This is a genomic window from Labrys sp. ALF-8, assembly GCF_059699065.1.
Genome location: NZ_AP048538.1, coordinates 440,587 through 466,772 on the forward strand (window position 1 = coordinate 440,587; position 26,186 = coordinate 466,772).

24 protein-coding genes are annotated in these 26,186 nt (G+C 64.4%); 8 read left to right on the forward strand and 16 right to left on the reverse strand.

Features of this window, described 5'->3' with window-relative positions:
- Positions 1-77: 77 nt before the first annotated feature.
- On the reverse strand, positions 78-908 hold the full coding sequence (locus tag AC6H34_RS21885) for a DeoR/GlpR family DNA-binding transcription regulator (protein ID WP_448147068.1): 831 nt from the start codon (positions 906-908) through the stop codon (positions 78-80).
- Positions 909-1,095: 187 nt separating this feature from the next.
- On the opposite strand from AC6H34_RS21885, the gene AC6H34_RS21890 reads away from it, so the two are divergent.
- Complete coding sequence (locus tag AC6H34_RS21890; protein WP_497540205.1) at positions 1,096-2,085, forward strand: phosphotransferase family protein; 990 nt, start codon at positions 1,096-1,098, stop codon at positions 2,083-2,085.
- Positions 2,082-3,368, forward strand: a complete 1,287-nt coding sequence (eno, locus tag AC6H34_RS21895) for a phosphopyruvate hydratase (protein WP_497540206.1) — start codon at positions 2,082-2,084, stop codon at positions 3,366-3,368. The genes AC6H34_RS21890 and eno overlap by 4 nt, the downstream gene beginning before the upstream one ends.
- On the opposite strand, the gene AC6H34_RS21900 is transcribed toward eno, so the two are convergent.
- The 3 genes from AC6H34_RS21900 to AC6H34_RS21910 form a co-directional block, all read right to left on the reverse strand.
- Positions 3,365-4,870, reverse strand: a complete 1,506-nt coding sequence (locus AC6H34_RS21900) for an MDR family MFS transporter (protein ID WP_497540207.1) — start codon at positions 4,868-4,870, stop codon at positions 3,365-3,367. The two genes, eno and AC6H34_RS21900, sit on opposite strands and share 4 nt — an antisense overlap.
- Positions 4,867-5,307 (reverse strand): MarR family winged helix-turn-helix transcriptional regulator, encoded by a 441-nt coding sequence (locus AC6H34_RS21905; RefSeq protein ID WP_497540208.1) that lies wholly within the window; start codon positions 5,305-5,307, stop codon positions 4,867-4,869. Before AC6H34_RS21905 ends, AC6H34_RS21900 begins: the two co-directional genes overlap by 4 nt.
- 78 nt (positions 5,308-5,385) lie before the next feature.
- The gene (locus tag AC6H34_RS21910) at positions 5,386-6,495 is read right to left on the reverse strand and encodes a DUF1176 domain-containing protein (RefSeq protein ID WP_497540209.1); all 1,110 of its coding nucleotides are present in this window, start codon (positions 6,493-6,495) and stop codon (positions 5,386-5,388) included.
- A gap of 188 nt (positions 6,496-6,683) precedes the next feature.
- Here AC6H34_RS21910 and AC6H34_RS21915 point away from each other — a divergent pair, with 188 nt between their 5' ends.
- On the forward strand, positions 6,684-7,949 hold the full coding sequence (locus AC6H34_RS21915) for an AGE family epimerase/isomerase (RefSeq protein WP_497540210.1): 1,266 nt from the start codon (positions 6,684-6,686) through the stop codon (positions 7,947-7,949).
- 149 nt (positions 7,950-8,098) lie between these two features.
- On the opposite strand, the gene AC6H34_RS21920 is transcribed toward AC6H34_RS21915, so the two are convergent.
- The 3 genes from AC6H34_RS21920 to AC6H34_RS21930 form a co-directional block, all read right to left on the reverse strand.
- On the reverse strand, positions 8,099-8,842 hold the full coding sequence (locus AC6H34_RS21920; protein WP_497540211.1) for an ATP-binding cassette domain-containing protein: 744 nt from the start codon (positions 8,840-8,842) through the stop codon (positions 8,099-8,101).
- Positions 8,839-9,879: an ABC transporter permease subunit gene (locus AC6H34_RS21925; RefSeq protein WP_448147076.1), complete on the reverse strand. Its 1,041-nt coding sequence runs from the start codon at positions 9,877-9,879 to the stop codon at positions 8,839-8,841. Before AC6H34_RS21925 ends, AC6H34_RS21920 begins: the two co-directional genes overlap by 4 nt.
- Before the next feature lie 237 nt (positions 9,880-10,116).
- The gene (locus tag AC6H34_RS21930) at positions 10,117-11,094 is read right to left on the reverse strand and encodes an ABC transporter substrate-binding protein (RefSeq protein ID WP_448147077.1); all 978 of its coding nucleotides are present in this window, start codon (positions 11,092-11,094) and stop codon (positions 10,117-10,119) included.
- Positions 11,095-11,536: 442 nt separating this feature from the next.
- Between AC6H34_RS21930 and AC6H34_RS21935 the strand changes: the two genes are divergently transcribed.
- Together AC6H34_RS21935 and AC6H34_RS21940 are read left to right on the forward strand one after the other, a co-directional pair.
- Positions 11,537-12,568 (forward strand): LacI family DNA-binding transcriptional regulator, encoded by a 1,032-nt coding sequence (locus AC6H34_RS21935; RefSeq protein WP_497540212.1) that lies wholly within the window; start codon positions 11,537-11,539, stop codon positions 12,566-12,568.
- A gap of 34 nt (positions 12,569-12,602) precedes the next feature.
- A complete protein-coding gene (locus AC6H34_RS21940; protein WP_497540213.1) occupies positions 12,603-13,877 on the forward strand; it encodes a D-tagatose-bisphosphate aldolase, class II, non-catalytic subunit in 1,275 nt (424 codons plus the stop codon).
- 19 nt (positions 13,878-13,896) lie between these two features.
- Here AC6H34_RS21940 and AC6H34_RS21945 read toward each other — a convergent pair whose 3' ends face one another.
- A complete protein-coding gene (locus AC6H34_RS21945; protein WP_448147080.1) occupies positions 13,897-14,601 on the reverse strand; it encodes a glutathione S-transferase family protein in 705 nt (234 codons plus the stop codon).
- Between the two features lie 104 nt (positions 14,602-14,705).
- Between AC6H34_RS21945 and AC6H34_RS21950 the strand changes: the two genes are divergently transcribed.
- Positions 14,706-15,320: a TetR/AcrR family transcriptional regulator gene (locus AC6H34_RS21950; protein WP_497540214.1), complete on the forward strand. Its 615-nt coding sequence runs from the start codon at positions 14,706-14,708 to the stop codon at positions 15,318-15,320.
- A gap of 107 nt (positions 15,321-15,427) precedes the next feature.
- On the opposite strand, the gene AC6H34_RS21955 is transcribed toward AC6H34_RS21950, so the two are convergent.
- The gene (locus AC6H34_RS21955; protein WP_497540215.1) at positions 15,428-15,706 is read right to left on the reverse strand and encodes a BufA1 family periplasmic bufferin-type metallophore; all 279 of its coding nucleotides are present in this window, start codon (positions 15,704-15,706) and stop codon (positions 15,428-15,430) included.
- A gap of 121 nt (positions 15,707-15,827) precedes the next feature.
- Between AC6H34_RS21955 and AC6H34_RS21960 the strand changes: the two genes are divergently transcribed.
- Together AC6H34_RS21960 and AC6H34_RS21965 are read left to right on the forward strand one after the other, a co-directional pair.
- Entirely contained in the window at positions 15,828-16,385 is a 558-nt protein-coding gene (locus AC6H34_RS21960; protein ID WP_448147083.1) for a sigma-70 family RNA polymerase sigma factor, read from the forward strand.
- Entirely contained in the window at positions 16,382-17,017 is a 636-nt protein-coding gene (locus AC6H34_RS21965) for an NrsF family protein (RefSeq protein WP_497540216.1), read from the forward strand. Before AC6H34_RS21960 ends, AC6H34_RS21965 begins: the two co-directional genes overlap by 4 nt.
- Before the next feature lie 54 nt (positions 17,018-17,071).
- On the opposite strand, the gene AC6H34_RS21970 is transcribed toward AC6H34_RS21965, so the two are convergent.
- From AC6H34_RS21970 to panE, 7 genes are all read right to left on the reverse strand, one after another.
- Positions 17,072-18,061, reverse strand: coding sequence for an aldo/keto reductase (locus AC6H34_RS21970; protein ID WP_497540217.1), 990 nt, complete (start codon positions 18,059-18,061; stop codon positions 17,072-17,074).
- 114 nt (positions 18,062-18,175) lie between these two features.
- Positions 18,176-19,249, reverse strand: coding sequence for a helix-turn-helix transcriptional regulator (locus AC6H34_RS21975; protein ID WP_497540218.1), 1,074 nt, complete (start codon positions 19,247-19,249; stop codon positions 18,176-18,178).
- Positions 19,250-19,278: 29 nt separating this feature from the next.
- Positions 19,279-20,112 carry an SDR family NAD(P)-dependent oxidoreductase gene (locus AC6H34_RS21980; RefSeq protein ID WP_497540219.1) on the reverse strand — a complete coding sequence of 278 codons (834 nt, stop codon included), beginning with the start codon at positions 20,110-20,112 and terminating at the stop codon, positions 19,279-19,281.
- A gap of 140 nt (positions 20,113-20,252) precedes the next feature.
- Entirely contained in the window at positions 20,253-20,750 is a 498-nt protein-coding gene (locus tag AC6H34_RS21985) for an acetone carboxylase subunit gamma (protein WP_448147088.1), read from the reverse strand.
- Positions 20,751-20,758: 8 nt separating this feature from the next.
- The gene (locus tag AC6H34_RS21990) at positions 20,759-22,954 is read right to left on the reverse strand and encodes a hydantoinase B/oxoprolinase family protein (protein ID WP_497540220.1); all 2,196 of its coding nucleotides are present in this window, start codon (positions 22,952-22,954) and stop codon (positions 20,759-20,761) included.
- An 18-nt stretch (positions 22,955-22,972) separates the two neighbouring features.
- Entirely contained in the window at positions 22,973-25,126 is a 2,154-nt protein-coding gene (locus tag AC6H34_RS21995; protein ID WP_497540221.1) for a hydantoinase/oxoprolinase family protein, read from the reverse strand.
- A gap of 97 nt (positions 25,127-25,223) precedes the next feature.
- Entirely contained in the window at positions 25,224-26,147 is a 924-nt protein-coding gene (gene panE, locus AC6H34_RS22000; RefSeq protein WP_497540222.1) for a 2-dehydropantoate 2-reductase, read from the reverse strand.
- Between the last annotated feature and the right edge of the window lie 39 nt (positions 26,148-26,186).

Sequence of the window (26,186 nt, forward strand, 5' to 3'; positions counted from 1 at the left end):
GCGATCACCAAGCGATGCAAGGGCTCACGCCAGCAGGCGAGGAGGCTACGTGAGGCTCCTTGCCGCTGGCCCGGTCCCTAATCCACCGGTCTCGCGTTCACGATCTCGATTCCGAGTTCCTTTAGCTGCATGGCGCAGGAGTTGTCCACATGGCCCGCCGTGAGGAAACTGTCCACGTCTTCGACGCCGCAGATGCGCGCGAGGGTGGACCGGCCGAACTTGCTGCCGTCGGCCACGATCACTACCCGCAGGGCTGCGCGCATGATCACCTGCTTGATAGCCGCTTCGGGGAGATTGGTGGTGCTGATGCCGAAATCCGGATCTATGCCGTTGCAGCCGATGAAGGCGATGCCGGCCCTGATGCGTTCCAGCACCAGGGTCGCCATCGGCTCCACGAGGGAGTGCTGCAGCGGGCGCAGGCTGCCGCCCGTCACCACCGTCTGGATGCGGGGATAGGCGCTTTCCAGCGTGAGGGCGAGATTGAGACCATTGGTGAAGACGGTGACGTTGGCGAGGTCGTCGCGGCGTACCAGCGCCTCGGCGATCGCCATCGTCGTCGTGCCGACGTCGAGGAGGATGGTGTCGTTCGACTGCACCATCGCTGCCGCCGCATGTCCGATGGCGGCCTTGTCTTCCGCCTGGGCGCGGCTGCGGGCCTCGTAGGGGGTCTCGGCGTAGGGCGCTTGGCCGCGCATGATGCCGCCGCGCACGCGCCTGAGGCCCTTGCGCTCCTTGCTGAGGGCATCGATGTCGGCGCGGATCGTCACTTGGGAGACACCGAACATCCTGGCGAGGTCCTGCACGGAGGCGAACTGTTCGGCATTGACCATCGCGGCGATCTTGTCGCGCCGCTGATCGATATCCAGCGCCTCCGTTTCAATCTCGTTGTTCCTGCGGGGCGGTTGCATGGCGTTTCCTTTGACTTTCTTAAAAGAAAGCCTATTTCTTTCCGTTTCGCAATAAAATCCTGCGAGCTCACGGAAGCGAACGGCGCTCAAGCTTGATTTCGACTTTCGGACTCACAGAAAAAGAGGGGAAATGCCTTGTTCATGAGCTGTCGACGTGCCGCTCTCGAAACACATAGGAATTCCTTCCATGGCGGATGACGCCGTGCTCGCATCGTTGCGCAGGATGGGATTGGTCAAGGTCGGCGAACCGGTCCGGCTGTCACCCCTGACGGGCGGGGTCTCCTCCGATATCCACCTAGTCGAGGCACCTGGGCGGCGCTTCTGCATCAAGCGCGCACTTGCGCGCCTGAAGGTGGCAGCCGTGTGGGAGGCCCCGCTTGGACGCAATGCCGCGGAAGCGGCGTGGATGCGAGAAGTCGGCTTCTGGCTCCCGCATGCGGTGCCCAGGATTCTGGGCGAGGATGTGGATCTCGGCCTCTTCGCCATGGAATTCCTGCCGCCGGAACGCAATCCCGTCTGGAAGGCGGAGCTGCTGGCCCAACGCGTGGACACGGCCTTCGCAGCCAGGGTCGGCCACGATCTCGGTGTCATCCATGCGCGGAGCGCGCGCGATCCGGCCATCGCTTCGCACTTCGCCAATGACGGAACCTTCGTGCCGATCCGCATCGAGCCCTATCTGTTGGCGACCGGCAAGGCACATCCCGATCTTGCCTCCCGCCTGGAGGCCATCGCGCAGACGACGCTCGCCAACAAGCGAGCCCTCGTGCATGGCGACGTAAGCCCGAAGAATATCCTGTGCGGCGTGGATGGCCCGGTCTTCCTCGACGCGGAATGCGCCTGCCACGGCGATCCGGCCTTTGATGTCGCCTTCTGCCTCAATCACCTCATGCTGAAGGGCGCCCGCAGGGGCGTAGCTCGCGAAGCCTATCGCGACGCCTTCGAAGCACTGGTCGAGGCCTATCGCCCCTCCATCGACTGGGAGCCGGCGAGCGAGTTCGAAGCCCGCGCGGCAGCAATGCTGCCGGCGCTCTTCCTGGCGCGTGTCGACGGAAAGTCTCCAGTTGAATACCTGGCAGGCGAAGATGAGCGCGAGGTCGTCCGCCGCTTCGCCGTGCCGCTCGTCGCCCGACCTCCTGCCGATCTCCTTTCCATTGCCAACGCCTGGACATGTCCATGACCGATATTGCCATTCGTAGACTTCACGCCCGGCGGATCTGGGATTCGCGGGGAAGACCCACGGTGGAGGCCGAGGTTACGCTCAGCGACGGCACGGTGGCGCGCGGCGTCGCGCCGGCGGGCGCCTCGCGCGGTACCCGCGAGGCGGTCGACCGCCGCGATGGGGGCAAGGCGCTCGGCGGCTTCGATGTTCAGGGAGCGCTGGCGAGCGTGCGCGAGGAAATCGCCCCCTTGCTCGTCGGTCGTGATCCTTTCGATCAAACCGGCATCGACGCGGCCATGATCGATCTTGACGGTACGCCGACCAAGGAGCGCCTCGGCGGGAACGCCACCGTTGCCGTCTCGCTCGCCGTGCTTCACGCCGCCGCCGCCAGCCGGGACCTGCCCCTCTGGCACTATCTCGCCGGGGAGGAGGCCGTGACGATCCCGCTGCCGGAGATCCAGATCTTCGGCGGTGGCGCCCATGCCGGGCGACGTACGGATATCCAGGATTTCATGGTCATGGCCCCCGGGGCAGGAAGCTTTGCCGAAGCGCTGGAAGTGACGGCGGAGGTCTATATCGCTGCCGGCAAGATCATGGCCGAACGTGGCCTCCTGCAGGGCGTTGCCGATGAAGGCGGCTGGTGGCCGGCCTTTTCTTCCAATGAGCAGGCGCTGGACACACTGGTGCTCGCCATCGAGCGCGCGGGCTTCACGCCCGGAAAGGAGGCGGCAATCTCGCTCGATATCGCGGCCTCGGAATTCGGTAGGGGCGGGCGCTACGTGCTCGGGCTTGAAAAGCGTGAACTGGACCGCGATGGCATGGCCGAATACCTGCTCGGCTGGTGCGACCGGTATCCCATTCTTTCCATCGAAGACCCCTTCGCGGAGGACGATTACGAAGGGATGAGGCGCTTCACCGCGGCGGTGGGCGACCATGTCCAGGTGATCGGCGATGATTTTCTCGTCACCAATGCGGCGCTGGTCGAGAAGGCTGTTCTGGATCGATCAGTCAATGCGGTGCTGGTCAAGGTCAACCAGGCGGGCACGGTCACGGAGGCGAAGGCCGCCTGCGACGCTGGACGGCGCGCGGGTCTCGGCACCGTCGTCTCTGCCCGTTCTGGGGAGACGGAGGACGTCGCCATCGCTCATCTCGCCGTCGGCTGGCATGCGGGCCAGCTCAAGGTCGGTTCCTTCGCGCGGTCCGAGCGCATGGCCAAGTGGAACGAAGTTCTGCGCATCGAGGAAGCGCTCGGCAGCACGGCCAAATTCGCCGGCGGCGGGGCGCTGCCGTTTCGTCGCTAATTCCCGGAGGAGGAGCGTCCCTCCAGCGGCAGTTCCGGCAGGAAGAGCAGTACGAGGAGCGCTGCCGCAACGATACACACGCCTGTGGTGAAGGTCACCGCGATGGCATGGCGGTAGAGGGCGACGATCCCGGCCTGCATGGCCGGCGACAGTTTCGAGAAGGCCTGCATGCCGGTGTCGGCCGAGGTGGCGATGTCGCTGGCCGCGCCGTGCAACTGGGCGGTCAGGATCGCGCCGGAGCCGGTGACGCCGAGCAGGCCACCCAGCGAGCGGAAGAAGGAAAGGGTGGCGGTGCCCACGCCGCGATGCGCGGGCGGCAGCGCATTCTGCACGGCGATCGTCATGTTGGGCATGACAAGTCCGAGGCCGAATCCCAGGGCGACCATGGCCGGCTCGATCACGAACAGGCTTTGCGCCGTAGCCGCCGCCCAGGCGAGCACCGCGAAAGCCATGACGGCCATTGAAAGTCCCGCTACCTGCGCTGGCTTGTAGCGGCCGTAGCGCATGAGCACGCGTCCGTTCAGCATGGACGAGCACACCAGGGCGATCATCAGCGTGCCGGTCAGGAAGCCCGAATGCGAGGGCGTGACACCCATCACCACCTGGAAGAAGAGGGGGAAGAAGACGCTCGATCCCATCAGGCCTACGAATGCGAGCGCCATCACCACGCTGGCGATGACGAAGAGCCTGTTGCGGAAAAGATCGAGCGGCAGCACCGGCTCTGGCACGCGGCGAACGTGCAGGATGAAGAATACGGTCGTAGACAGGGCGGCCGCCATCGTTCCGAACAGTTCCGGCGAAGTCCAGGGCCAGGTCGTGCCCCCCAGGGCCAGCACCATGAGGAAGGCCGTGGTGGCGATGGTCAACAGGGCCGAGCCGAGATAATCGATCCGCCGGACATGATGCGGTGGCGTGTGCCTGAGCGCACGGGCGATAACGGCGAGGCCGACGGCGCCGACGGGCAGGTTGACATAGAAGATCCAGTGCCAGGACAGGAGATCGGTGATTACGCCGCCCAGTACGGGCCCGAGCACGCTGCAGACCGCGAACACGGCGGCGATCATGCCCTGGCGCCGGCCGCGCTCTGCGGGGGTGACGAGGTCCCCGATCACGATCTGGGCAAGCGGCAGCAGTCCGCCGGCCCCCAGGCCCTGGACGGCACGGAAGAGGATGAGCTGGAAAAGGTCCTGCGCGAGCCCGCAGAGGACGGAACCGAGCAGGAAGGTGAGGATGGCCGCATAGAGCATCGGCTTGCGGCCATACTGGTCGCTCAGCTTGCCGTAGAGAGGCATAGTCGCGGTGGAAGCCAGCACATAGGCGGTGACGACCCACGAAAGGTGGCTGACGCCGCCGAGATCGGCAACGATGCGGGGCAGGGCCGTTGCGACGATACTTTGGTCGATGGCACTGAGGCCCATCACGATCATCAGGCCGATGAAGACCAGGCGGATCTCGCGGCGGCGGGCGGCGCTCTCGGCGGCCACGGGGGATTGGGCGGTCACTGGCTGATCTCGTCGAGCGGGGCGAGGGCGGCGCGGATAGCCTGGCGTCCTTCCGGCGTCAGGCGATCGAGTTGGCCGACGAGCCAGTCCCGTCGACGCCGGCGGGCCTCCTCGAGAAGGTCGCGGCCCCTGTCGGTGAGAAAGAAGCTGGAGCGGCGGCGGTCGAGCGGATCGACGGCGAGGCGCTTGATCAGCCCGCCAGCCTCCAGTAACTTGACATGGCCGCTGATGGTGGGCCCGCGCAGCTTCTCATGCTTCGCCAATTCTCCGACGCCGAGGCCGGGCTTTTCACCGATCACCATGAGGAGAAGACGCTGGATCGAGGAGATGCCGAGATCCATGTCCTCGCTTTCGCGCCGGAAACGCCGATAGAGGCGCTGGAGAACGGGGCGCATCTCGTCTGCGAGCGCAAGAGCGTCATCGGAAGAGCCGGGCATGTCGAGGAATCCATATAGATAGGCTACCTATCTATATGGATTCCGTATCTGGCTTTTTTGAGGCGGATCAGCGGAATGTCACTGCGCGGGAACGATCCTGGCCCGCCAGTAGACTGGCCAATCGTCCGAGCCGACCCCCTTGCACTGGCCCATGCTGCTCGTGCCGACCAGCACGAAGGCCTTGCCGTTCCAGGCATAGGTCCCGCTGTCGCCGCAGTCGCCGATGCCACGTCCCTTGGCAAAATAGCCTATCGTGCCTTCCTTGGCGTCGTAACCGGCATTGACCAGTGACGTCGCCGGTTCTGGCGGCTTCTTGCTCCCCTCCTCGGCGAGGGTGGGGAAGCTGACAAGGCGTGCCCTCCCGACATCCGCGCCTGTGACGACGAAGAACTCGCTGTCCATGTTGTAGGCGCCCCCGCCCGAGCAGTTGATCGTCACCAGCGTGTGGTTCGCGTCGAGCGCGTCGACTTCGCCATCGGCCGCCTTCGACTGGCTGTCGTCGGGATCAGCGTTGACGCACGAATCGTCCTTATCCTTTTTGAGCTTGCGCCAGATTGCCTGGAGAAATGCCTCGTTCGCCTTGGCATTTTCGCCGGCTGTTGCGACCGTCACCTCAGGTGCCGCGGGCGGAACGGGTACGGCGTCTGCCGGTTGACTGCCGGGCCGGGCGAGGGCGGTTACCGTGCCGATACGGTGCTGCTTGTCGTCCATGTAGAGAAGGGACGCCATCGATCCGTTGAGCGAGACGTCGGCGCCGACGGTTCCGTCCGCTGCCGTCAGCTTCAACTCGGTGCCGTTCCTGAAGGCCTGGATCAGCGCCGCAATCTCCTCCGGCGACAGCTTCACCTCGAAAAGATCGTCCGATCCGCCGCCGGCGAAGCGGATCTCATGGTCGATACCGCTGACCGGCTTGTCGTCGACAGTCAGCCTGAAATCCTTGTCCTTGACGCTGCTGTCGGCGTAGTTCGCGTTGAACCAGAAGGATGCCTGCGGCTTGTCGTCCGGGCGCCCGCCGCGCGTGAGGGTGAGATAGCCGCTCGAACCGCCGTCGGAGCTCGACATGCCGACGGCCTTGCAGGCACGGGTATTGTCGCAGCCCACTTCCCAGTCCTTGAAGCTGGCCGCGAAGCTGGAAGTCGAGGCAAGCAACGCCAGGGTGAGGGGAAGAGCATATCGCAGGAAGGGCATGGCTTTCGCTTTCAACGGGCCGTGGCACACGGATGAGCTGTGGCGCTTTCCCAGGGCTGCCGCCGTGTCCGTGCGCACGGTCCGAGCATGCGGTATTCCTCTTACCAATCTGTGGCGCCGGCGTCTGCCATGTTCTATCAAGTGCCGGGCCGAGTGCCCCAAATCAGAGCATGCCCAAGGAGAGTGACATGAAGTCCGCTGTTCCCGCCGTCGCCACGCCCAAATGGGTGACGCTGACCGGCCATCGAACATGGTTGCTGGGGCAGGCGGAAACACTGTTCGACGTGTTCGAGCGCAACAGCCTGAACCCGGCCGGCGGGTTCTATGACCTGGACATGCAGTGCAAGCCCTTCGCTCCAGGCAAGCCGCCGGGAAGCAAGCCAGGACGGCAGATTCACGTCACCACCCGCATGGTGCATTGTTTCGCCATTGCCCATCTCATGGGCCGGCCCGGTGCGGACGTGATGATCGATCACGGCATGGACTTCATCTGGAACGGCCATCGCGACACTAGGAATGGCGGCTATTTCTGGGGCGTGGGCTACCAGGAGCCGACTGACGACACCAAGCAGGCCTATGGCCATGCCTTCGTCTTGCTGGCTGCCTCCAGCGCCAAGGTGGCCGGCCATCCCGACGCCGACCGCCTGCTCGCCGACATTTCCACGGTGCTGGCGGAGCGCTTCTGGGAGGAAGGCCCGGGAGCGACCGCCGAGGAGTTCACGCGCGACTGGCAACCCTTCGACAAGTATCGCGGACAGAACTCCAACATGCACCTCACCGAGGCGCTGATGGCCGCCTTCGAGGCGACTGGCGACAACGATTATCTTCGCAAGGCCGAACGCATCGCCGACCTCATCATCCGCCGCCACGCCGCCGAGAACAATTGGCATGTTGCCGAACACTTCGGCGAGGACTGGAAGCTCGACAGGGAATATTCCGGCAGTCCTGTCTTCCGCCCCTATGGCACTACGCCCGGGCACTGGCTCGAATGGGCGCGCCTCCTGCTGCAGTTGTGGGAACTCGGCGGGCGTAAGCTCTCCTGGCTGCCGGACGCTTCGAAGAACCTCTTCCGCCAGGCCGTGAAGGATGGCTGGGACCATGAGAAGGGCGGCTTCTACTATACACTCGACTGGTCGGGGAAGGCGCGCATCCGCGACCGCTACTGGTGGCCCTGCTGCGAGGGCATCGGCGCCGCTGCCTTCCTGAATGCCGTCGACGGCGATGCCTTCTTTGAGGAGTGGTATCGCAACATCTGGAACTTCAGTGCGGCCCGCTTCATCGACAAGGAGCATGGCGGCTGGTTCCCGCAGCTCGGCGACGATCTCCAGCCGAACACCGGCCCGTTCTATGGCAAGGTGGATATCTACCATGCCCTGCAGGCCTGCCTGATCCCGCTGCTGCCGACGACGGGCAGCATCACGCGCGGTCTGATCGAGACGGGCGTGAAGCTGTAGGCCGACAGCACCTGTTGCGAGCGACGGAAGGGAGGCCCGGAATCCTCGAGCAGGGTCCCGTGAGGGGCCGCGTTCCCGGATTCCGGATTTTCGCTTCGTCGTCGCCCGGAATGACGCCGCAGTCAGTCCTGGCGCCGTCGCACGGCGGATCAGCCGCCCACCATCAGCTTGACGATCTCGTCATGGTTGGTTTTGGCAATCCGGCGCTCCCCGGCGAGCGTCCCGCGCCTCAGTACCACGATGCGGTCCGACACAGCGAAGATATCCTGCAGGTTGTGGGATATGAAGATGATGCCGCGGCCCTGTGCCTTCAGCGTCTGGATCAGCGAGACCACCTTGCGCTGCTCGGGTACGCCGAGGGCGGCGGTCGGCTCGTCCATGATCAGTACCTGCGCGTTCCAGTAGACCGCGCGGCCGATGGCGACGGCCTGGCGCTGCCCGCCGGAGAAGTTGCCGACGGGTGCGGCAAGGCGCGTGACGTGAAAGTCGAGCCGGGCCATGGTTTCCTTGGCAGCTTCGGCCATCTTGGCCCGGTCGAGCACGGGCAGGAAGCCGAACAGCCGCTTCATCGGCTCGCGGCCGAGGAAGATATTGGCGCCGATGGAGAGATTGTCCGCGAGTGCCAGGTCCTGGTAGATCGTCTCGATGCCATGGCCGCGCGCGGCCTCGGGCGTGGCGAACTTCACGACCTCACCATTGAGCCGGATTTCTCCCACATCGGCGTGATAGACGCCCGAGATCGTCTTGATCAACGTCGACTTGCCCGCGCCGTTGTCGCCGGCAAGGGCGACGACTTCGCCTGGATTGAGCGTCATCGAAACGCCGTTGAGCGCGGTGACGCCACCAAAGCGCTTGGTGATGTCGCGGACTTCCAGAAGAGGCTGGGCGCTCATGAACGGCGTCCTCCCGAAATGCTGCGCTGGGCCTGGTCGACCAGCACCGAGACGATGATGACCACGCCGACCGAGACGAACTGCCAGAACGGTTCGACGTTGATGTAGACGAGGCCGAACTGGATGACGGCAATGACGAGCGCGCCCGCGAGGGTGCCGGAAATCGAACCGGAGCCGCCGAACAGGCTGGCGCCGCCGATGACCACCGCGGCAATCGAGTCGAGCAGCAGCGGCTCGCCGGCCTGTGCCGCGCCGGCGGTGAACCGGGCGGCATAGAGGACGCCGCCGATGCCCGCGCAGATGGCCGACAGGATATAGAGCTTCTGGGTGTGCCAGGCGACGTTGATACCCGCTCGCAGTGCAGCCTGCTCACTTGCGCCGATCGCATAGGTGTGCTGCCCGAAACGGGTCTGGGACAGCACGTAATGCATGGCCAGAAGGAACACGACGGTGACGATCACGACCACGGGGAGGCCGTAGAAACGGCCATTGCCGAGCGCCGCGAACCAGTTGTTGGAAACGGGAACGGTGGTGCCGCCGGCGAGGAGGAAGGCAACGCCGCGCGCCACGCCATACATGCCGAGCGTGCCGATGAAGGGCGGAACCCGCAATTTGGAGATCAGCAGGCCGTTGATGATGCCGGGGATCACGGCCACCGCTACACCGACGAGAATGCCGATCAGCATGGCGGGGAAGGGGGGCATGAAGCCGCCCATCGTGTTGACGGTATGGGCCGCAACCACGGCCGACAGGCCCATGATGAAGCCGATCGACAGGTCGATGCCTCCGGAAATGATCACGAAGGTCGAGCCCAATGCGAGCAGCAGCGGGGCCACCGTATAGATCGAGATCGACTGCATGGTCGTGACCGAGAAGACGAAGGTCGAGCCATAGGCAAGGCGCGCCCATAGTTCGAAGAAGATCAGCAGCAGGATGAGAAAGAGCCAGGCTCTCAGTTCCGCAATGCGCAGGAGCCAGGGATGAGGCCCTGACGCGGACTGCGACCGCTGGTCGAGGGAGGATTGGGCTGACGACATCTGCCGCTCCGTTCAAAGTCTTTGGGGGCCGCGCGGGGCGGCGATCGATGCAGGTCCCGGGCCTCGCCCGACGGCCATGCGCGTGCGGAGCGGTCCGGGTCTTGTCATGCCCGGGCCTGTCCCGGGCATGCTTGCAACCTCGTCGGCGTCGGAGTCCCCGCGATCGCCTGGACGGGGCCGGCGATGCGAGGGAGGCTTGCCGATTTTCCCGGCCAGGCCCTGGGGCCGGCCGCGGCGTCACTCCTTGTAGATGAAGCGCGCCACTTCCGGCTGGTCGACGTTGGACTTGTCCATTTCGGTGAAGCCCGTGCCGATCGTGGTCGGGATCGACTGGCCGGTGAGATGGGCATAGGCCGCCATCACGCCGAAATAGCCGATCTCGGCCGGATGCTGGGCAATGGCGATATCGACCAGGCCGGTCTTGATGTTGTCGACGATCGAAGCCGGCGCGTCGAAGGCGGCGACGCGGATCTTGCCGCTCTGGCCGGCCTGCTGCACGCCGTTTGCTGCACCGAGGGCGGAGAAGAGGTTGGCGCCGAACACGCCCGCCAAATCTGGGTTACGGGCATAGACGGACTGGAACTGCGAGGCTGCCTTGTTGGCGTCGTCGTCGTTGAATTGCGTCTCAAGAACAGTGATGTCGGGATATTTCTTCATCTCGTCCTTGAAACCCTCTTCGCGCTGGTCCGTGGTGGAGACGCCAGGCTTCACGTTGGAGACGTAGACCTTGCCCTTGCCGCCGATGGCCTTGGAGAGGGCATCCGCCGCCATGCGGCCGCCGAGAAGGTTGTCGGAGGCGATGTAGGAGAGCGGGAAGTCGGCATCGCCCGAGCCGGTCTGGTACTGGCCGGTGCCGATGAAGGTGTCGACGGTGATCACGGGAATGCCCGCGTCGATTGCCTTCTTCAGGGGCTGGATCAACTGCACCTTGTCGGTCGGGGCGATCAGGATCGCGTCCGGCTTGCGGGCGATGACGGCGTCGAGGACCGGCGTCTGGGTGACGGGGTTGAAGTCCGGCGCGCCCTGGAAGACGAGTTCGGCGCCGACCGCCTTGGCTGCCGCCTCCGCGCCCTTGCGCATGGTGATGTAGAACGCATCGGTGGTCAGGCCCGGAATCAGGGCGATGGTGAACTTCTTGTCCTGTGCCTGAGCGGGGGCGGCGAGTACGCCGATGCCGATGGCGAGGGCCGCAACGGCCGTGAGCAATTTCCTCATGTCGTTTCCTTTGTTGGCTTGTTCGATGGGTCGCGCGGCGCTGGGCCTCTTCTGGCGAGAGGTGCCATGCCGGTTACGGCCGCCCGGAGGGCGTCCGATGACGTGCAGAAAGGATACAAATAGACCTGAAGCGCGCCGGGGCATCCCATGCCACCCGGGCTGTTTATCCCTCCCTCCTGATTTTGTTTTTGTCTTTTATATTTTGTCAGACTATGGTTTGACTATAAAAGCGTCAATAAAATTTATTGCGCGAGAAAAAGTTGACAAAACAGGGATGGAAGCGATGCCAGAAACTCCGAACAAGTTATTGTAATTTATCGATAAGACGATATTGGTCGCCTTGTGGTGCCGCGAGCTTGGCCGACTAATTTTGCGGCATGTAAAAAATAAAATTTTTTTCGCGTGTAAAAATTTGGAGCCGCTTGGAACCAGGGGGATCGCCATGGCCGTGCAGAAGATCAGGAACATGGCGGAGTTCGCCCAGCTCAGCGGGATTTCACGCCCCACCGTGTCGAAATACTTCAACGATCCCTCCAGCGTGCGCAAGTCGATCCGCAGCAAGATCGAGCGCGCCTTGGCGAAATACGACTATCGCCCCAACCTCTTTGCCGTGAACCTCAACAAGAAGCGGCCGAAGATCGTGGGAGTGATCGTGCCCGACACGTCCGACATGTTCTTCTCCGAGATGGTTCGCCACATCGAGATGCGGTGCGCCCTCGACGGTTACCTGGTGCTGGTGCTCTCCTCGCGTGGCGATCCCTCCCTGGAAGCCCGCTCGGTCGAGACTCTTCTGTCCTTGAAGATCGCGGGGGCGATCATCGCGCCGCTGGGTACTTTCACCGACGCCTCGCGCATGGAGAGCCTCAGGGCCCATATCCCCGTCGTCTATCTCGACTCCTTCCTGCGCGACGGATCCCCTTTCGTCGGCACCGACAACGAGCAGAGCATCGGCCTCATCACCGACTATCTCTGCCGCACCGGCACGCCGCCCTGTTTCTTCGAGATGCCGGCCGTGAACCATAACGCCGGTGAGCGGCGCGCCGCCTATATCGGCGTGATGGAGCGTCTCGGTTTCACGCCGCAGATCATCCCGGTGACCAGCAAGCCGGACTGGCGTTTCGAGGAAATCGGCTACGGCGAGGCTTTGCGCGTGATCGACGGCAAGGGATTTCCGTCCTCCACCGTATTGTGCGCCAATGACCGTATCGCAGTCGGCGTGATGGCCGCTGCCTTCCAGCGCGGCATCAAGGTCGGGCGGGACGCCGATTCCCGGCTTCGCGTCGCGGGCCATGACGACCAGCCCTATAGTCGTTTCGGTTGTCCGCCCCTGACGACGGTCGCCCAGAATTTCTCGCGTATCGGCACCCAGTGCGTCGAGACCCTTCTGGCCAAGGTCGAGGGGGCGGAAACTGCTCCCGACGCCCCTCAGCAATATCGGCTGGAAGCGCAGTTGATGATGCGCGCCTCGGCCTGACGAACCCATCATGACAGCGTTTAGGGAGAACCCCATGTCCATTCTGGCAGACCTCGCGCCGAGCCGGCGCTCCGGGCGGCCGCGTGGTATCGCCGCGATCTGTTCGGCTCACCCGGCGGTGATCGAGACGACCCTGGCGCACGGCCGCGACGTCGGCGGCGACGTGCTGATCGAGGCGACCTGCAACCAGGTCAACCAGGATGGCGGCTATACCGGCATGACGCCGGCTGATTTCCGCCGCTCCGTCGAGGACAGTGCGGCGGTGGCAGGGTTCGACACTGGCCGGTTGGTACTAGGCGGTGACCATCTCGGCCCCAACCCGTGGCGGCATCTCGAGGCCGAGGACGCCCTGCAAAAGGCCGAGGGCATGATGGCCGCCTTCGTCGCGGCCGGTTTCTCCAAGATCCATCTCGACGCCAGCATGGGCTGCAAGGGTGAACCGGAGGCGCTCGACGACGAGGTCACCGCGCTTCGGGCCGCCAGGCTGACGCGCGTCGCCGAGAAGACAGCTCGCGACAATGGCCTGTCTCCGCCCGTATATGTCATCGGCACCGAGGTGCCGGTACCGGGCGGTGCGTGGCATGCGCTGGATGGCCTGCAGCCGACTTCAGCGGCGGCGGCCAAGGCCACCATCGCTACCCATCGGGAAGTCTTCCGCAGGCACGGGGCCGAGGCCGCGCTTGACCGCGTCATCGGCGTTGTCGTGCAGCCCGGAGTGGAGTTCGGCCACGAGGAGGTCGTGGTATACCGGCCCGACAGGGCGCGGGAACTCGCCGGCGTGCTCGATGACGAGCCGGCCCTGGTTTTCGAGGCTCATTCCACCGACTATCAGCCCCGGAGAGAACTTGCCCGCTTGGTCGCGGACGGTTTCCCCATCCTCAAGGTGGGCCCCGGCCTGACCTTCGCGCTGCGTGAGGCGCTGTACGGCCTCGATCTCATCGCCGGTGAGCTCGATCCCTCCTACGGCGAACGGTCCCTGTACAAGGCGATGGAAGCCCTGATGCTGGCAGAGCCAGGCTATTGGCAACGTTACTACCAGGGCGACGCCAATAGCCAGCGTATGCTGCGCCATTACAGCTACAGCGATCGCATCCGGTATTACTGGCCGCATCCTCGGGCGGTCGCCGCCGTGGAGCGGCTCAGAGCGGCGCTGGCCGGAAGGGAGTTGCCGCCGACACTCGTCCACCAGTTCCTCCCGGCGTCCGCGGGGCATGCCGGACCACTGGACATGCCGATAGCCCTTTCGCTCGCCGTGCGCGAAGTGCTGGACGACTACGCGGCGGCCGTTTCGCCAGCAGGAGCTGCCTGAGAGAAGCAGACGGCCGTCGTCATGAAGCAGCGGGATAGTTGGACGGAAACATGGCCCGCTTGGCGTCCTCGTCCATCTCGGTCTTGAAGACATGGCCCGATCCGACCTGCCGCGCCCTTGACGCCGCGGGTCGGCCGTCGACGGCGGCGAACCAGCGCTTCAGATTGGGAAAGGCGGCGAGGGGGTCTTCCGCACCGGGCAGGACACGCGGCGCGCGATCGAGCCAGCCCCAGGCAGACATGTCGACGATCGTGTACTCGTCACCGAGTATGAACTTCCTGTCGGCGAGCTGTTCGTCCAGGATCTTGTAGTGTCGTTCCACCTCGCGCCGGTAGCGGTTGATCGCGTAGGGTATGGCATCGGGCACGGCGTGCTGGAAATGAACCGCCTGACCGGAGTAGGGACCAATGCCTGTTCCGATGAAGAACAGCCAGGACAGGAGTTCCGGCCGGTCATCGGCCCCGCCGAGGAAGCGCCCGCTCTTCTCGGCGAGATAGAGCAGTATGGCACTGGAATCGAAGACGCGAGCCTGCCTTCCGCCCGGCCCATCCATGTCGACGATAGCCGGCAGCTTGCCGTTCGGATTGATGGCCCGGAAGGACGACTGATGCTGCTCGCCCTTGCGGGTGTCGATCGGCACCACCTCGTAGGACAATCCGCACTCCTCGAGAAGCAGTGCTACTTTGAGAGGGTTCGGCGTGGGATGGAAATAGAAGCGGATCATGCAGTGGCCTTCCAGACATTGAGTTTTGGAGCGGTCGCTATAAAATGCATGATGCTAGGCGGAAGGCAATCGCCGACCGGACATAATCTCGGGAAGGACCGACCATGGCCCGGCCACGGGAGTTCGATGAAGAGGCAGTGCTCGACGCGGCCGTGGGATGCTTCTGGGAGCAGGGGTACGAGGCGACATCGGTGCGTGACCTCTGCGCGCGCATGGGCATTACCAGCGCCAGTCTCTACAATGCCTTCGGTGACAAGCGTGCCCTCTATCGCCGCTCTCTGGATTTCTATGCGGAGCGGAGCTTCGGCGAACGCTCGACCCGCCTTGAACGGAGACTTCCGCCTCGCGAAGCGATCATCGCGTTCTATCGCGAAATCATCGAGCGATCTCTCGGCGACACCAAGGCGCGGGGTTGCATGATGGTGAATTCGGCCCTGGAGGCAGGCCCCCGAGATCCGGAGTTTCGGGCGGTCGTGGCCGAGGTGCTGGGTCGCATCGAGGCTTTCTTCCATCGTTGTGCCACAGCCGGGCAGCAGGACGGCAGCATTGCCCTCACACACGATTCGGAGGACCTCGCCCGCTTCCTGCTCAGTGTGCTCCTGGGCATTCGCGTGCTCGCCCGGACAGCTCCGAGCCGAGACCAGCTTGAAGGAGTGTTGCGGCCTGTGCTGACCGTACTCGGGCAGGAAGAGCGTTACGGCAGGGGCGAGATGCCATGACTGGAGGTCCAATCGGGCTGACGCCGACGCTGCAACTCTGCATGGGCAAGGGGATGGGGCGGCTTCCAGGTTCCGCGTCGGGACGAAATAGGAGCCGCCCCGCCGCGTCAGGCCCTGGCGGGCTTCAGCGTGCCCTTGATCGTGTGGCAGGTGCCCTTGGGCACCAGCTTGAAGGACGCCTTGTCGTAGTCGATCGTGGAATGCCCGGCGCAGTCATGCTTGCCGGCGGCACAGTCGTTCTGTCCCTTCAGGGCGACGCCGTAGCACTTCTCCTTGCCGATGGCCTGCTCGGGGCTGACAGGGCCGGCGAAGGCGGGCATCGCAATGGCGGCGAGGGCCGAGGCGAGGGAGCCCGCGAGGGCGAGCGTTACGATACGACGATCCATTATGGTATCTCCATGGAATGCAGCGAGCCGCTATCGGCTTGCAACGGCTCCTACGTCGGACTGCCGGCGATCATTACGGCCCGTAACAAAGACGTGAACCCACGCGTAGAAGGGGTGAGGCGTGCATAATTCCCCACGTGAAGAAGAGTGGGCGGCATGGCTGCGGGCGGCGATCGCAGGTGACGGCGGAGCCTATCGGCGCTTCCTGCTGGCGGTGACGCCTTTCCTGCGAGCCCTGGCCCGCAAGCGCTGCGAGAGTTTCGGCGCCCCACCGAACGAGGCTGAGGACATCGTGCAGGAAGTATTGCTGGCCATCCATCTCAAGCGGGGCACGTGGGATCCGGCACGCCCGCTGGGTCCCTGGCTTTCGACCATCGTCCGCAACAAGATGATCGACACCATGCGCCGCCGTGGTCGGCAGACGGTCGTCCCGATCGAGGACGTGGTCGAGACGCTGCAGGCGGAGGAGCAGACGGATGATCTTGATCACCTCGACATCGAGCGCCTGCTTGCGCGTCTCAAGGAGCCGCAACGCGATATCGTGCAGTCCATCTCGGTGCGCGGCACGAGCATTCGGGACACGGCGGCCCGGCTCAACATGTCGGAGGGGGCAGTACGCGTTGCCCTGCATCGCGCTCTCAAGACCCTGGCGGCGCTCTACCGGAGTGACAAGTCGTGAAGACCGATGATCTCATCAAGGCGTTGGCTCAGGACAGCGCGGTCCGCTGGCGGCTTGGCCGGGCCCTTGCCGCCGCCTTCGCCGGAGGTGTGGTCATCGCCGGCATTCTCTTCTTCTGTTCCATCGGCATGCGGCCCGATGTCGGCGGTGCCATGCATACGGGGCGCTTCCTGTTCAAGTTCCTGGTCACTCTCACGCTGGCTGCGACGGCAACCGGCCTCCTGCTGCGCATGGCGCAGCCCGGCGTTTCACTGGGCGTGTGGGGCAAGGCCGTGGCGGCCGCACCCGTGCTGCTGGCGGTGGCCGTCATCGTGGAACTGGTGGTTATGCCTCCCTCCACCTGGGAGACGCGCTGGATCGGTACCAACGCCCGCTATTGCATGATGCTGATCCCGCTGCTGGCAGTGGGGCCGCTGGCGTGCATTCTTTATGTCATGCGCCAGGGAGCCCCGGAGAACCCGGGTCTCATGGGAGCGATAGCCGGGCTCGTCGCCAGCGGCATTGGCGCGACCTTCTATGCCACGCACTGCCCGGACGACAGCCCCCTTTTCGTGGCGACCTGGTATCCGCTGGCGACCGGCGTCGTGGTGTTGGCCGGCTATTTCGCGGGCAGGAAGCTGCTGCGCTGGTAGAGCCGGCCGCGCGCGGTGCCAGCGGGACGCCGATCGATCCGATCGGCCCATGCTTCATCGGACGGCGTCGCCGAACCGGTATTCGTGCGAAAGTTCGTCGAGCTGCTTCTTAAAGTCCGCTGAGAGGGCATAGTCGGCGGCGGCCAGGGAGTCGTCGAGCTGGTCGGGGCGGCTGGCTCCGATGATCGGAGCGGTGATCACCGGATTGGCGAGCACCCAGGCCAGGGCGAGGGTGGCCGGCGCCACGCCTGCCTCCGAGGCCAGCTTGAGATAGGCATCCACGGTGTCGAAGGCACGATCGTTCCAATAGCGTTCCTGGTAGCGCGCGCCGGCCGTGCCGAGGGTGAAGCGGGTGCCTTGCGTCGGCGCGCCGCGCTTATGCTTGCCGGTCAGGAAGCCGCCGGCGAGCGGATTGTAGGGGATGACGCCAAGGCCTTCTTCCGCGCAGAGGGGCAGCAGCTCGCGTTCGATCTCGCGAAAGAGCAGGCTGTAGCGCGGCTGGACGCAGACGAAACGAGCCGTATTCTTCAGGTCCGAACGACCCAGCGTCCGGGCCAGGCGGTAGGCCAGGAAATTGGAAACGCCGATATAGCGTGCACGCCCCGATCGGACGATCACGTCGAGGGCCTCCAGCGTCTCGTCGAGCGGGGTGGAGGCATCATCCGAATGAAGCTGGTAAAGGTCGACATAGTCGGTATCGAGCCGGCGCAGCGAGGCGTCGATCGCGTCGAGCAGATGCTTGCGCGAGGCGCCTTGTTCCCACGAGTTCGGGCCCATCGCTCCGCACGCCTTGGTGGCCAGGATGAAGCTTCCCCGTTTGTCCTTGAGCCAGCGGCCTACGATCTCCTCGGTGCGGCCGACCGTGTCGAGTCCGCCCCCGAGTGGATAGACGTCCGCCGTGTCGATGAAATTGATGCCGCCTGCAGCGGCCTTGTCGAGGATCTGGCGGGAGAGAGCTTCCTCGATCTGCAGTCCGAAAGTCATGGTGCCGAGGCAGAGTTCCGAGACCTTGAGGCCGGTCTTGCCGAGCGACTTGTAATGCATGGGTCTATCCGATGGTGAGGGGGCAGGGGCCCAGGGAAAGGACTTCGAGGAAAGGAGAGGAGGAATGCCGCGTTTATCGACCCGGGAGCCTGCCTTCGCCAAGCATCGCGGTCATCACTTTTCGGTGTGCCTCTGCCGTTGCAGCGCCTGGATATAGGTGATGAAGAGTTCCCGCTCGGAGGTGATGTCGAGCTTCTCGTAGATGCGCAGGCGGTGGTTCTTCACGGTGCCGCGCTGGAGGTTGAGGCGCTGAGCGATCGTCGCCGTTGGATGTCCTTCCAGGACAAGCTTCACGATGTCGATCTCTCGCGGGGTCAGCGAAGGATTGAGGCGCGAGATGATGATCTGGTCGTAAAGTCCCGATGTATATGGGGACTTCTCGACCATGAACAGCCAGCCCTGGGGAGCGATGGCATGGGCCGGTGAAACGCGGGTACGGTGCAGGACGTTGCCCTCGCCGAGCACGGCCTGGTCCGCGTCCCCGGCGATGAGACGGTCGACGGCCCGCATCAGGCCGGCATCCTCTCTCGCGAGTTCCCGCCAGGCCTCGCTCGAGTGGACGGGATGGCCTTCGCGATCGCGGATCAGGAAGGCGCGCGGCAGAGACGGCCCCGTGGTGCCTTCCGCAGCGAGGACGGCATTCACATGCGCGATCTCGAGACCGGCGAAGAGCGGGTAGAAATCTTCTATCGAGGCCCGCTCGGCGCTGAGGAAGCGCCCGACGCCGCGCTCCAGGAACATCGCCACGCTCGCTCGCCCGATCGCCGGCAGGAAGATGCCGAGTTCGTCGGTGATGGAGGATTCCTCGAGGAATTCACGGACATATCGGCTCTGGCGGGTTGCCGTGGCCGGAAACATGTCGAGCGAAACGACGCCCGGCTGCTCCGTCTGGATCCAGTAGCGATAGAAGGGATCGAAGACGAAGAAAGTGGTTTCGTATTGGCGCGCAAGGATATCCGAGAAGCCGTGGTGGAGCAGGAAATTCGGCGTGCCGACTGCCGAATAGCGCACCACAGTTGCAATGTCGTGTGGCACCAGGCTCCTGAAGGCTGTCAGCAGGGCCGGATAGAAGCCCGACGTTCCAACCAGCCGCGCCGCTTCGCCCAAGGCGGTGGTGGCGGAGGCGAGCGGGAGGCCGGAGGTGAGGCGCATCTTGCGTGTGGTGCTCTGCTCGGAATCCATACCCATTTGTAAAGGCTATACCGCGGCTGCCGGCCTCACCAGAGCGCCCCTCCGGTGATCTGGATGTTCTCCGCCGTGATCCCCTTGGCTGCGTCGCTGCACAGGAAGACGGCAAGGCCTGCCACCTCGTCGGGCTGGATGATACGCTGCTGAGGGTTCTGCGCGGCGATGCGCGCCATGGCGCTTTCGATGTTCTCGCCCTTGCCTTCCCGTTGGGCGACCTGGGCGACGTTCCGGCGCATCAATTCCGTTTCGACCCAGGTCGGCGAGATCATGACGGCCGTGATCCCGTGCGGCGCGCCCTCCAGAGCGACGCATCGCGTGAGGCCCAGGAGGCCGGACTTGGAGGCGCAGTAGGCCGGATTGTCCTTCCAGCCGACGGTTGCCGCCGTCGAGCCGATATTGATGATGCGCCCCCATCCACGCGCGATCATGCCCGGCAGCAGGCTGCGCGTCGTGCGGAAGGCGCCGGTGAGATTGGTGTCGATGATCTTCTCCCAGAGCGCATCGGAATGGCCGCTGACGGGCTGTTCGGCCGTCGTGCCCGCGGCGTTGACCAGGATGTCAATGGGGCCGCAGGCGGCCTCCGCCTCGGTCACGAAGGCATCGATCACCTCGCTGGAGCGCACGTCGAGATGGCCGGCATGAACCTTGACGCCCAAGGCTTCGAGCGTAGCCCGCACATGTTCGATCTGCGCCTTCTCGGGATAGGCGGCCGCGTCTCCCAGCCGCGCGCCTTCGCCGATATAGGAGCCAACCGCGACATTGGCACCCGCGGCGGCCAGTGCCTGCGCGATGGCAAAACCCTGGCCGGTGAGGCCGCCGGTGATCAGGGCTGCGCGGCCATGGAGGGAAGGGAAGTAAGGCACTGGCTGTTTCTACCTTGATGATTTCGCGAGTATAGCGTCGTCGCTGGGACCGCGACCGTACCCCGCCGCCTTTTCCTTTCCACCAAGCGCTCTGCTTCGAGGAGTGCGGGCGAGGTCGCTTGCGGTCCCGGTTACGGCGCCTATTTTTCCGCCGGCAGCGGCTGCTTCAGCCACTCGCGATAGAAGCCCTCCAGGTCAGGATCGAAGTCATGCACGATGGGGTAGCCCGGTGCCGCAGCCTCCACCTCGTGCAGCGTGCCGCAGGACTGGCAGACGAACTCGCGGATCTCCATCCATTCCGGGTCGGGGATATCGGAATTCGGATAGATCTCGCGCAGCGCCTCCTTGCTCCTCCGCACGCGGATATGGGCGCCGAGCTTCCAGTTCCTCTTGTAGTGCCCGAATTCCTGGCCGCACTCGCATTTGGTCACGCGGCCGCTTGGCGTGTCGGCGATGAAGAGGTGGTCGCCGATCGGCAGGAGGATCCTGTCCTCCCAGGCCACACGGTCCTGCAGCACGGCGATGTAGGCGTGGAAGCGGTCGTCGTCCTTGTAGGCGCTCATGATCTGCCTGGTCTGGTGCCAGGGCAGGGTGCCGGCAACGAGCTCGCGGATGGTTTCCTTGGGATAATTGCTCATATCGGACCTCAGTACTTCATCGTGAAATCATCGTTGAGCCCCCAGAAGGCCCGGAACTCGCCGGCGAAACGGGGAGAGAGCTTCATGGCATTGGCATGCATCTTGGCGACTTCCGGTGCGAAATCGGAAGCGGCCACGCGCCTGGCTTCCTCGGCGATCCATTCGGAAACGGGTACCGACGCCTCGATCCGTTCCCGGCGCATCCTCCCGCGCAGGGCTGCGGTTGCCTCGGGATCGGGTTCCAGACGATCGGCCTCGACGGCTTCGCGCAGAACGATGCCGAATACTCCCCGGGCCGCCTCCGGTGTCAGGAAGCCGTTCTCGACGTCATGGGTCGTCTTGACGGGATCGCGCTCCAGTACGTCGCCATAGCCACCCCCGCCGTTGTAGGAGTGGGTGAAGATGTCGCCCGACTTGTGCGGCGCTGTGATGTAGGGGCCTTCGTCGGTGACGTGCTTGCCCTCGACGAGCTTCTCCAGATCCGAGTGCCGGGGATCGGTGCCGATGGTATGCGGCAGAGGCTTCTGCTGCGCGATCAACTCGCCGACATTGGTGTCGCGCACGGCCCGATGCATCTGGCAGGTAGGCGCCGGATAGCCGCCGCACATGCCGCCATTGTCGAACACGCGCGAGGAGTGCTCCGACGTAACGAGACGCAGATGGTTGGACTTGCTCACCAGCCAAGTCGAGATGAAAGCGCAGCCGCCGCGATATTTGCCGGCGCCCCCCGAGTTCGGCAGGATCGAGCGGCCGATATAGAGCATCGGCATGTTCTGTTCCCAGATCTCGATATTGCCCATGTCGGATTCGGGGTTCCAGCCGACATAGGCGGTGTCGAGCCCGTCCTTGATGGCGAGCGCCCCGGAACCAGCGGCGGCGCATTCGAAATGCGCCATTCCGAACAGCGTACCATACTGGCTTTCTCCGCCCATCTCGATCATCGGTGAATTGACCTGCCCGACGAAGACCTCCTCGATGAAGCCGCGGGCGAGGAAGCCGCGCGAGAGCAGGCGCTGGAACACGCCATAGGCAGGCAGCAGCAAGGCCCAGGACGTGGCGGTCGCCACCATCTCGTTATCGGGATTGGTCCAGGTGCCCTTGGGCAGCTTCAGTTCGGTGGCGAGCCAGGCGCCGTCATTGACGAGGCCCTCGAAGTTCATGTGCTGCGTGAGGGTGACGAACATGCCGCCGTCCATGCCAGCCGGCGTGCAGTTCATCGAATGATACCCCCAGGGTTGGGTACCTTCGAAGTCGAGCGTGATCTTGCCCTCGGTCGAAATCTCCATCTCCACGGGAATGTTGTAGAGCCAATCGGGGTCGCCGAGCGGCTGGAAACCGGGTTTGCCCTGCGTGACGTGACCGTAGAAGGTGTGGCCGCGATAGATGCCGGGCACGGTGAGCTGCCGCGTGCGGGCAAGCTGGGAGAGGCGCCCTTCCTCAATGAACTCCTTGGAGACCTGCTTCCAATAGTCGAGGCCGATCTCGTCGACGAGGGCGACGAGATTTTCCCGAATGTCGATGCAGGAGGCGACCTTGGCCTTTTCGTCCAGCACCCAGTAGATCGGCATCCGCAGGTTGCGCTCGCAGCGGATGACGTAGTCGCGGCGGATCTCGTCGTTCTCGCCGATCTTCTCGGCGCAGACGAACAGGCCTTCGGTGAAGCGTTCCTGCGCTAGGCAGACGTCGCCGCCCGGGGTGATGCCGCCGGCCTCGAGCTCATGGCAGACGGCGCCGGCCCAGCCGATCAACTCACCCGAATGGAAGATAGGCACCACGTCCATGACGTCCGGCACCTGCACCGTGCCGATGAAGGCATCGTTGTTGGCGAAGATATCGCCCGGGCGGATGCCGGGATTGGCCTCGTAGCCCTCGCGGATCATCCACTTGATGAAGCGGCTCATGGTGTGGACATGCACCATGATGCCATTGGAGAGAGCGATGGCGTCCCCCTCCGGTGTGTACAGTGCTACCACCATCTCGCCGACCTCGCGCACCCCCGGGGAGGCCGAGATGCGGCGCGCCATTTCGCGGGCCGAGACGCAGAAGGCACGAAGCTTGGTGTGCAGCGTCTCGAACTTCAGGGGATCCTGCCTGCGCAGCTTCAGCGAGGTGATGCCGTCATAGCAGCCGGTTTCCTCCATCAGCCGCTCGGACTCGAGCATGCGCTCGCGAAGAGGCATGTGGGTTTTGGCGTGATCCAGCATGGACTTATTCCTCTTCGCTCAAGCGTGACGGTAATGCAGCAGCGTCCACTCGTCGACGAAGACGCTGTCGCCGGGATGCACCACCAGTGTAGTCGCGGGATGCTCGATGATCGCCGGCCCGTCGACCTCGTGGCCGGGCTGCAGGCGGTCCATCTCGTAGAGGTCCGCCTTGTGCCAGCGCCCACCGAGATAGGCCTCGCGCCTGCCCTTGTGGGCTGATCCGGGATCGGCGCTGCCGAGCGGGCGCTTGAGCAGCACGGGCTTGACCTTGTCGGCGGTGGCGATCAGGCCAAGCTCCATCACCGAATAGCCAGCCGAGCCGTAACGCGAGACGCGGTGGTTGATCTTGCCGTAGACGTCCTCGAAGGCGTCGATGATATGGCGCATGTCCTCAGCCGTGCTGGCCTGCTCCATGGGCGCGGCGACTTCGACGTCCTCCAACTGCCCCGTGTAGCGCATCATCAGGAAGGGGACCGTCCTGATCTTCTCCCGAGCGTGTCCGTCGGCGAGCATCTCGGCGACGGCGGCCTGGCGCAACTCGTGCCATACGCCGGAGATTCTCCTGGCAAAGGCCTCGAGCGCGGCATCGTCCGCATTGCTCGGCACATCGATCTGCGTCGAGATCGAGTGGCGGCGCATGTAGTCGGCCGTGGTGCAGCCGAAGGCCGAGAAGGCGGCTGCGAACTGGAAGGTGATGATGTCCTTGAAGCCGATGCCTCGGCTGCAGCCGGCGAGATGGAGAGGGCCTGAGCCGCCATAGGACAGCAGGGTGAATTCCGAGGGGTGGATGCCCTGGCCCGAGATCACGCGGCGCAGCGCATTGTTGGCGTCGGCCTCCAGCATGTCGATCATGCCTTCCGCTGCCTCATGAAGGGGCACGCCCAGAATGTCGGCGCATTGTTCCCTGAAGGCCCTGGTGGCCTTTTGGACATCCAGCTTGACCTTGCCGCCGAGGAAATAATCAGGGTTCAGACGCCCGAGAATGGCGTCGCAATCGGCGATGGTCGGGCGTGTGCCGCCACGGTTGAAACAGATCGGGCCGGGATCCGAGCCGGCGCTCTCCGGCCCCAGGCTGATCTTCTTCGTCAAGGGATCGACCTTGAGGATCATGCCGGCGCCGGCACCGATGGTGTCGAGATGCAGTGTTGGAACGTTCAGCTTGAACCGGTCCATGATCGGTTCGTTCTCTATGCGGGTCTGGCCGCGGGTGATCACGCCCATGTCGAAGGAGGTGCCCCCCATGTCCGAGCAGATCAGCGAGTCGTTGCCGATCAGCTTGCCGACATAGGCCGCACCGAGGATTCCGCCGATCGGACCCGATATCATGGTCTCGTGCAGGCGCGGATGGTCGATCGAGGTGAGGCCGCCGAAGGAGAGCAGGGTCTGCACGCGATAGCGGTAGCCATGCCTCTTCGAAATGTCCTCGATGCCCTTGAGCTGCTTGCGCCCCCTCGATGTGGCATAGGCCTCGATCAGCACCGAGTTCAGGCGCGACTGCTCGCGGATGACGGGGCGGACCTCGTGGCTGGTGTAGACGAGCGTCTCGGTTCCGGCCCTGGCGATTTCCTCGCGAGCGATCTCGGCGATGCGCTTTTCATGCGCCGGGTTCACATGGGCGAACACCGTCATGATGCAGATGGCATCCACCTTGTCGGCGATGAGCTTGCGCACGGCCGCGACGACTTCGTGTTCATAGAGGGGGATGATGACGTCGCCGAACTGGTCGACGCGCTCGGTCACGCCATGGGTGCGCCGACGCGGCACCAGCGGGTCGGGATGGTGGTGGGTGATGGCATGCAGTCGGTCGGCATAGGAATAGTCGGCCCAGGCCTGCAGTCCCCGGCCCATCAGGATCATATCCTCCAGGCCCTTGGTCGTGATGAGGCCGAGCTTGCGCCCCGTGCGCGAAAGCAGGGTGTTGAGCATGCCGGTGCCAGAATACAGCACGACGTCGATGCCCGAGAACAGGTCTTCCAGCGAGATCCCCCAGGCATCGGCGGCATCGGCGGCCGAGGCGATGAAGCCCTCCGATTCATCGCGCGGCGTCGTGGCGGCCTTGCCGATCTTGAAGTGGCCGTTGCCGTCGACGAGGATCGTATCGGTCATCGTGCCGCCGGCGTCGATGCCGATGACGATGGGAGTGCCGACTGCTTCTGCGCTTGTCGTGGTCATCGCGGTCCCTGTCCCCTGTGAACCGGAACAGGTTAGGCAAAGGGAGACACGAACCGCTATGTGCCTGGGGTCACTATCGGTGAGCGCCGACAGGGCGTCAGCGCTCGGACCTCCTCTTCTGATAGATCATGAGATTGGCATAAGTTGTTTGCAGCAAGGGTGTTTCGAGGCCAGCGTCCCGGCCCCTCGTCAGCAGGTCCCCGATGATCTGTTCTGCCTCGATGGGCGCCCCCTTCTGCAGGTCCCGGTACATGGACGAAGCCATGGGCGAGCCTTTCTCCGTCAGCATGGCGAGTGTCCCGGTGAGGAAGGCCGCGCTAGGCAGCTTGCCTGCCGCTTCCACCACCTTGACGACCTCGTCGAAGAGCCGCCGCACGAAGAGAGTGCCTCCCGTGGCCGCCTCTATCTCGCCGACACTGGCCCGCATCAGGCAGCATATGCCGCCGAGGCTGGCGAGCATGATCCACTTGCCCCACATTTCACGTTCGATGTCATCTGACAGCCTGGCATCGAATCCTGCGCCCGTTGCCGCCGCGTCGAACCTCAAAATGCGATCGGAACGCGCACCATCCATCTCGCCATAGGCCAGTTCCTGAAGCCTCGTGAGCTGGACGATGCGACCTTGCTCGTCGATGGTTGCCGCGATCTTGCACACGCAGCCCGCCAATGCCTTGTCGCCGAAACGAGCCCTGATGACGCCGACGTGCTTCATGCCGTTGAGCACCGGGAGGATCATGGTTTCCGGACCGACGGCGGGCGCAAGATCGTCGAGCGCGGCTTCGAGGGCGTAGGCCTTCACGGCCAGCAGCACGGCGTCGTAGGGGCCGTCGATGGCTTCGGCCGTCACAAGCCGTGGATGAAGGGTTGCATCGCCGAGCGGGCTGACGATCTCCAGGCCCCTCTCGTGCAGCCGTTCGGCACGAGTCGGCCGAACGAGGAAGGCGACGTCGCGGCCGGCCTGGACCAGGCGTCCCCCGAAATAGCCGCCGGTCGAACCGGCGCCGACAATCAAAATGCGCATGACCTCTCCAAGAAAAGTATCGATGGCTCGATGAAGCGC

What these genes read in the sequence shown, in the direction of transcription:
- AC6H34_RS21885 (WP_448147068.1), bottom strand. Translation starts at nt 908, where the DNA reads ATGCAACCGCCCCGCAGGAACAACGAGATTGAAACGGAGGCGCTGGAT.
- AC6H34_RS21890 (WP_497540205.1), top strand. Translation starts at nt 1,096, where the DNA reads ATGGCGGATGACGCCGTGCTCGCATCGTTGCGCAGGATGGGATTGGTC.
- eno (WP_497540206.1), top strand. Translation starts at nt 2,082, where the DNA reads ATGACCGATATTGCCATTCGTAGACTTCACGCCCGGCGGATCTGGGAT.
- AC6H34_RS21905 (WP_497540208.1), bottom strand. Translation starts at nt 5,307, where the DNA reads ATGCCCGGCTCTTCCGATGACGCTCTTGCGCTCGCAGACGAGATGCGC.
- AC6H34_RS21910 (WP_497540209.1), bottom strand. Translation starts at nt 6,495, where the DNA reads ATGCCCTTCCTGCGATATGCTCTTCCCCTCACCCTGGCGTTGCTTGCC.
- AC6H34_RS21915 (WP_497540210.1), top strand. Translation starts at nt 6,684, where the DNA reads ATGAAGTCCGCTGTTCCCGCCGTCGCCACGCCCAAATGGGTGACGCTG.
- AC6H34_RS21920 (WP_497540211.1), bottom strand. Translation starts at nt 8,842, where the DNA reads ATGAGCGCCCAGCCTCTTCTGGAAGTCCGCGACATCACCAAGCGCTTT.
- AC6H34_RS21925 (WP_448147076.1), bottom strand. Translation starts at nt 9,879, where the DNA reads ATGTCGTCAGCCCAATCCTCCCTCGACCAGCGGTCGCAGTCCGCGTCA.
- AC6H34_RS21930 (WP_448147077.1), bottom strand. Translation starts at nt 11,094, where the DNA reads ATGAGGAAATTGCTCACGGCCGTTGCGGCCCTCGCCATCGGCATCGGC.
- AC6H34_RS21935 (WP_497540212.1), top strand. Translation starts at nt 11,537, where the DNA reads ATGGCCGTGCAGAAGATCAGGAACATGGCGGAGTTCGCCCAGCTCAGC.
- AC6H34_RS21940 (WP_497540213.1), top strand. Translation starts at nt 12,603, where the DNA reads ATGTCCATTCTGGCAGACCTCGCGCCGAGCCGGCGCTCCGGGCGGCCG.
- AC6H34_RS21945 (WP_448147080.1), bottom strand. Translation starts at nt 14,601, where the DNA reads ATGATCCGCTTCTATTTCCATCCCACGCCGAACCCTCTCAAAGTAGCA.
- AC6H34_RS21950 (WP_497540214.1), top strand. Translation starts at nt 14,706, where the DNA reads ATGGCCCGGCCACGGGAGTTCGATGAAGAGGCAGTGCTCGACGCGGCC.
- AC6H34_RS21955 (WP_497540215.1), bottom strand. Translation starts at nt 15,706, where the DNA reads ATGGATCGTCGTATCGTAACGCTCGCCCTCGCGGGCTCCCTCGCCTCG.
- AC6H34_RS21970 (WP_497540217.1), bottom strand. Translation starts at nt 18,061, where the DNA reads ATGCATTACAAGTCGCTCGGCAAGACCGGCCTCAAGGTCTCGGAACTC.
- AC6H34_RS21975 (WP_497540218.1), bottom strand. Translation starts at nt 19,249, where the DNA reads ATGGGTATGGATTCCGAGCAGAGCACCACACGCAAGATGCGCCTCACC.
- AC6H34_RS21985 (WP_448147088.1), bottom strand. Translation starts at nt 20,750, where the DNA reads ATGAGCAATTATCCCAAGGAAACCATCCGCGAGCTCGTTGCCGGCACC.
- AC6H34_RS21990 (WP_497540220.1), bottom strand. Translation starts at nt 22,954, where the DNA reads ATGCTGGATCACGCCAAAACCCACATGCCTCTTCGCGAGCGCATGCTC.
- AC6H34_RS21995 (WP_497540221.1), bottom strand. Translation starts at nt 25,126, where the DNA reads ATGACCACGACAAGCGCAGAAGCAGTCGGCACTCCCATCGTCATCGGC.
- panE (WP_497540222.1), bottom strand. Translation starts at nt 26,147, where the DNA reads ATGCGCATTTTGATTGTCGGCGCCGGTTCGACCGGCGGCTATTTCGGG.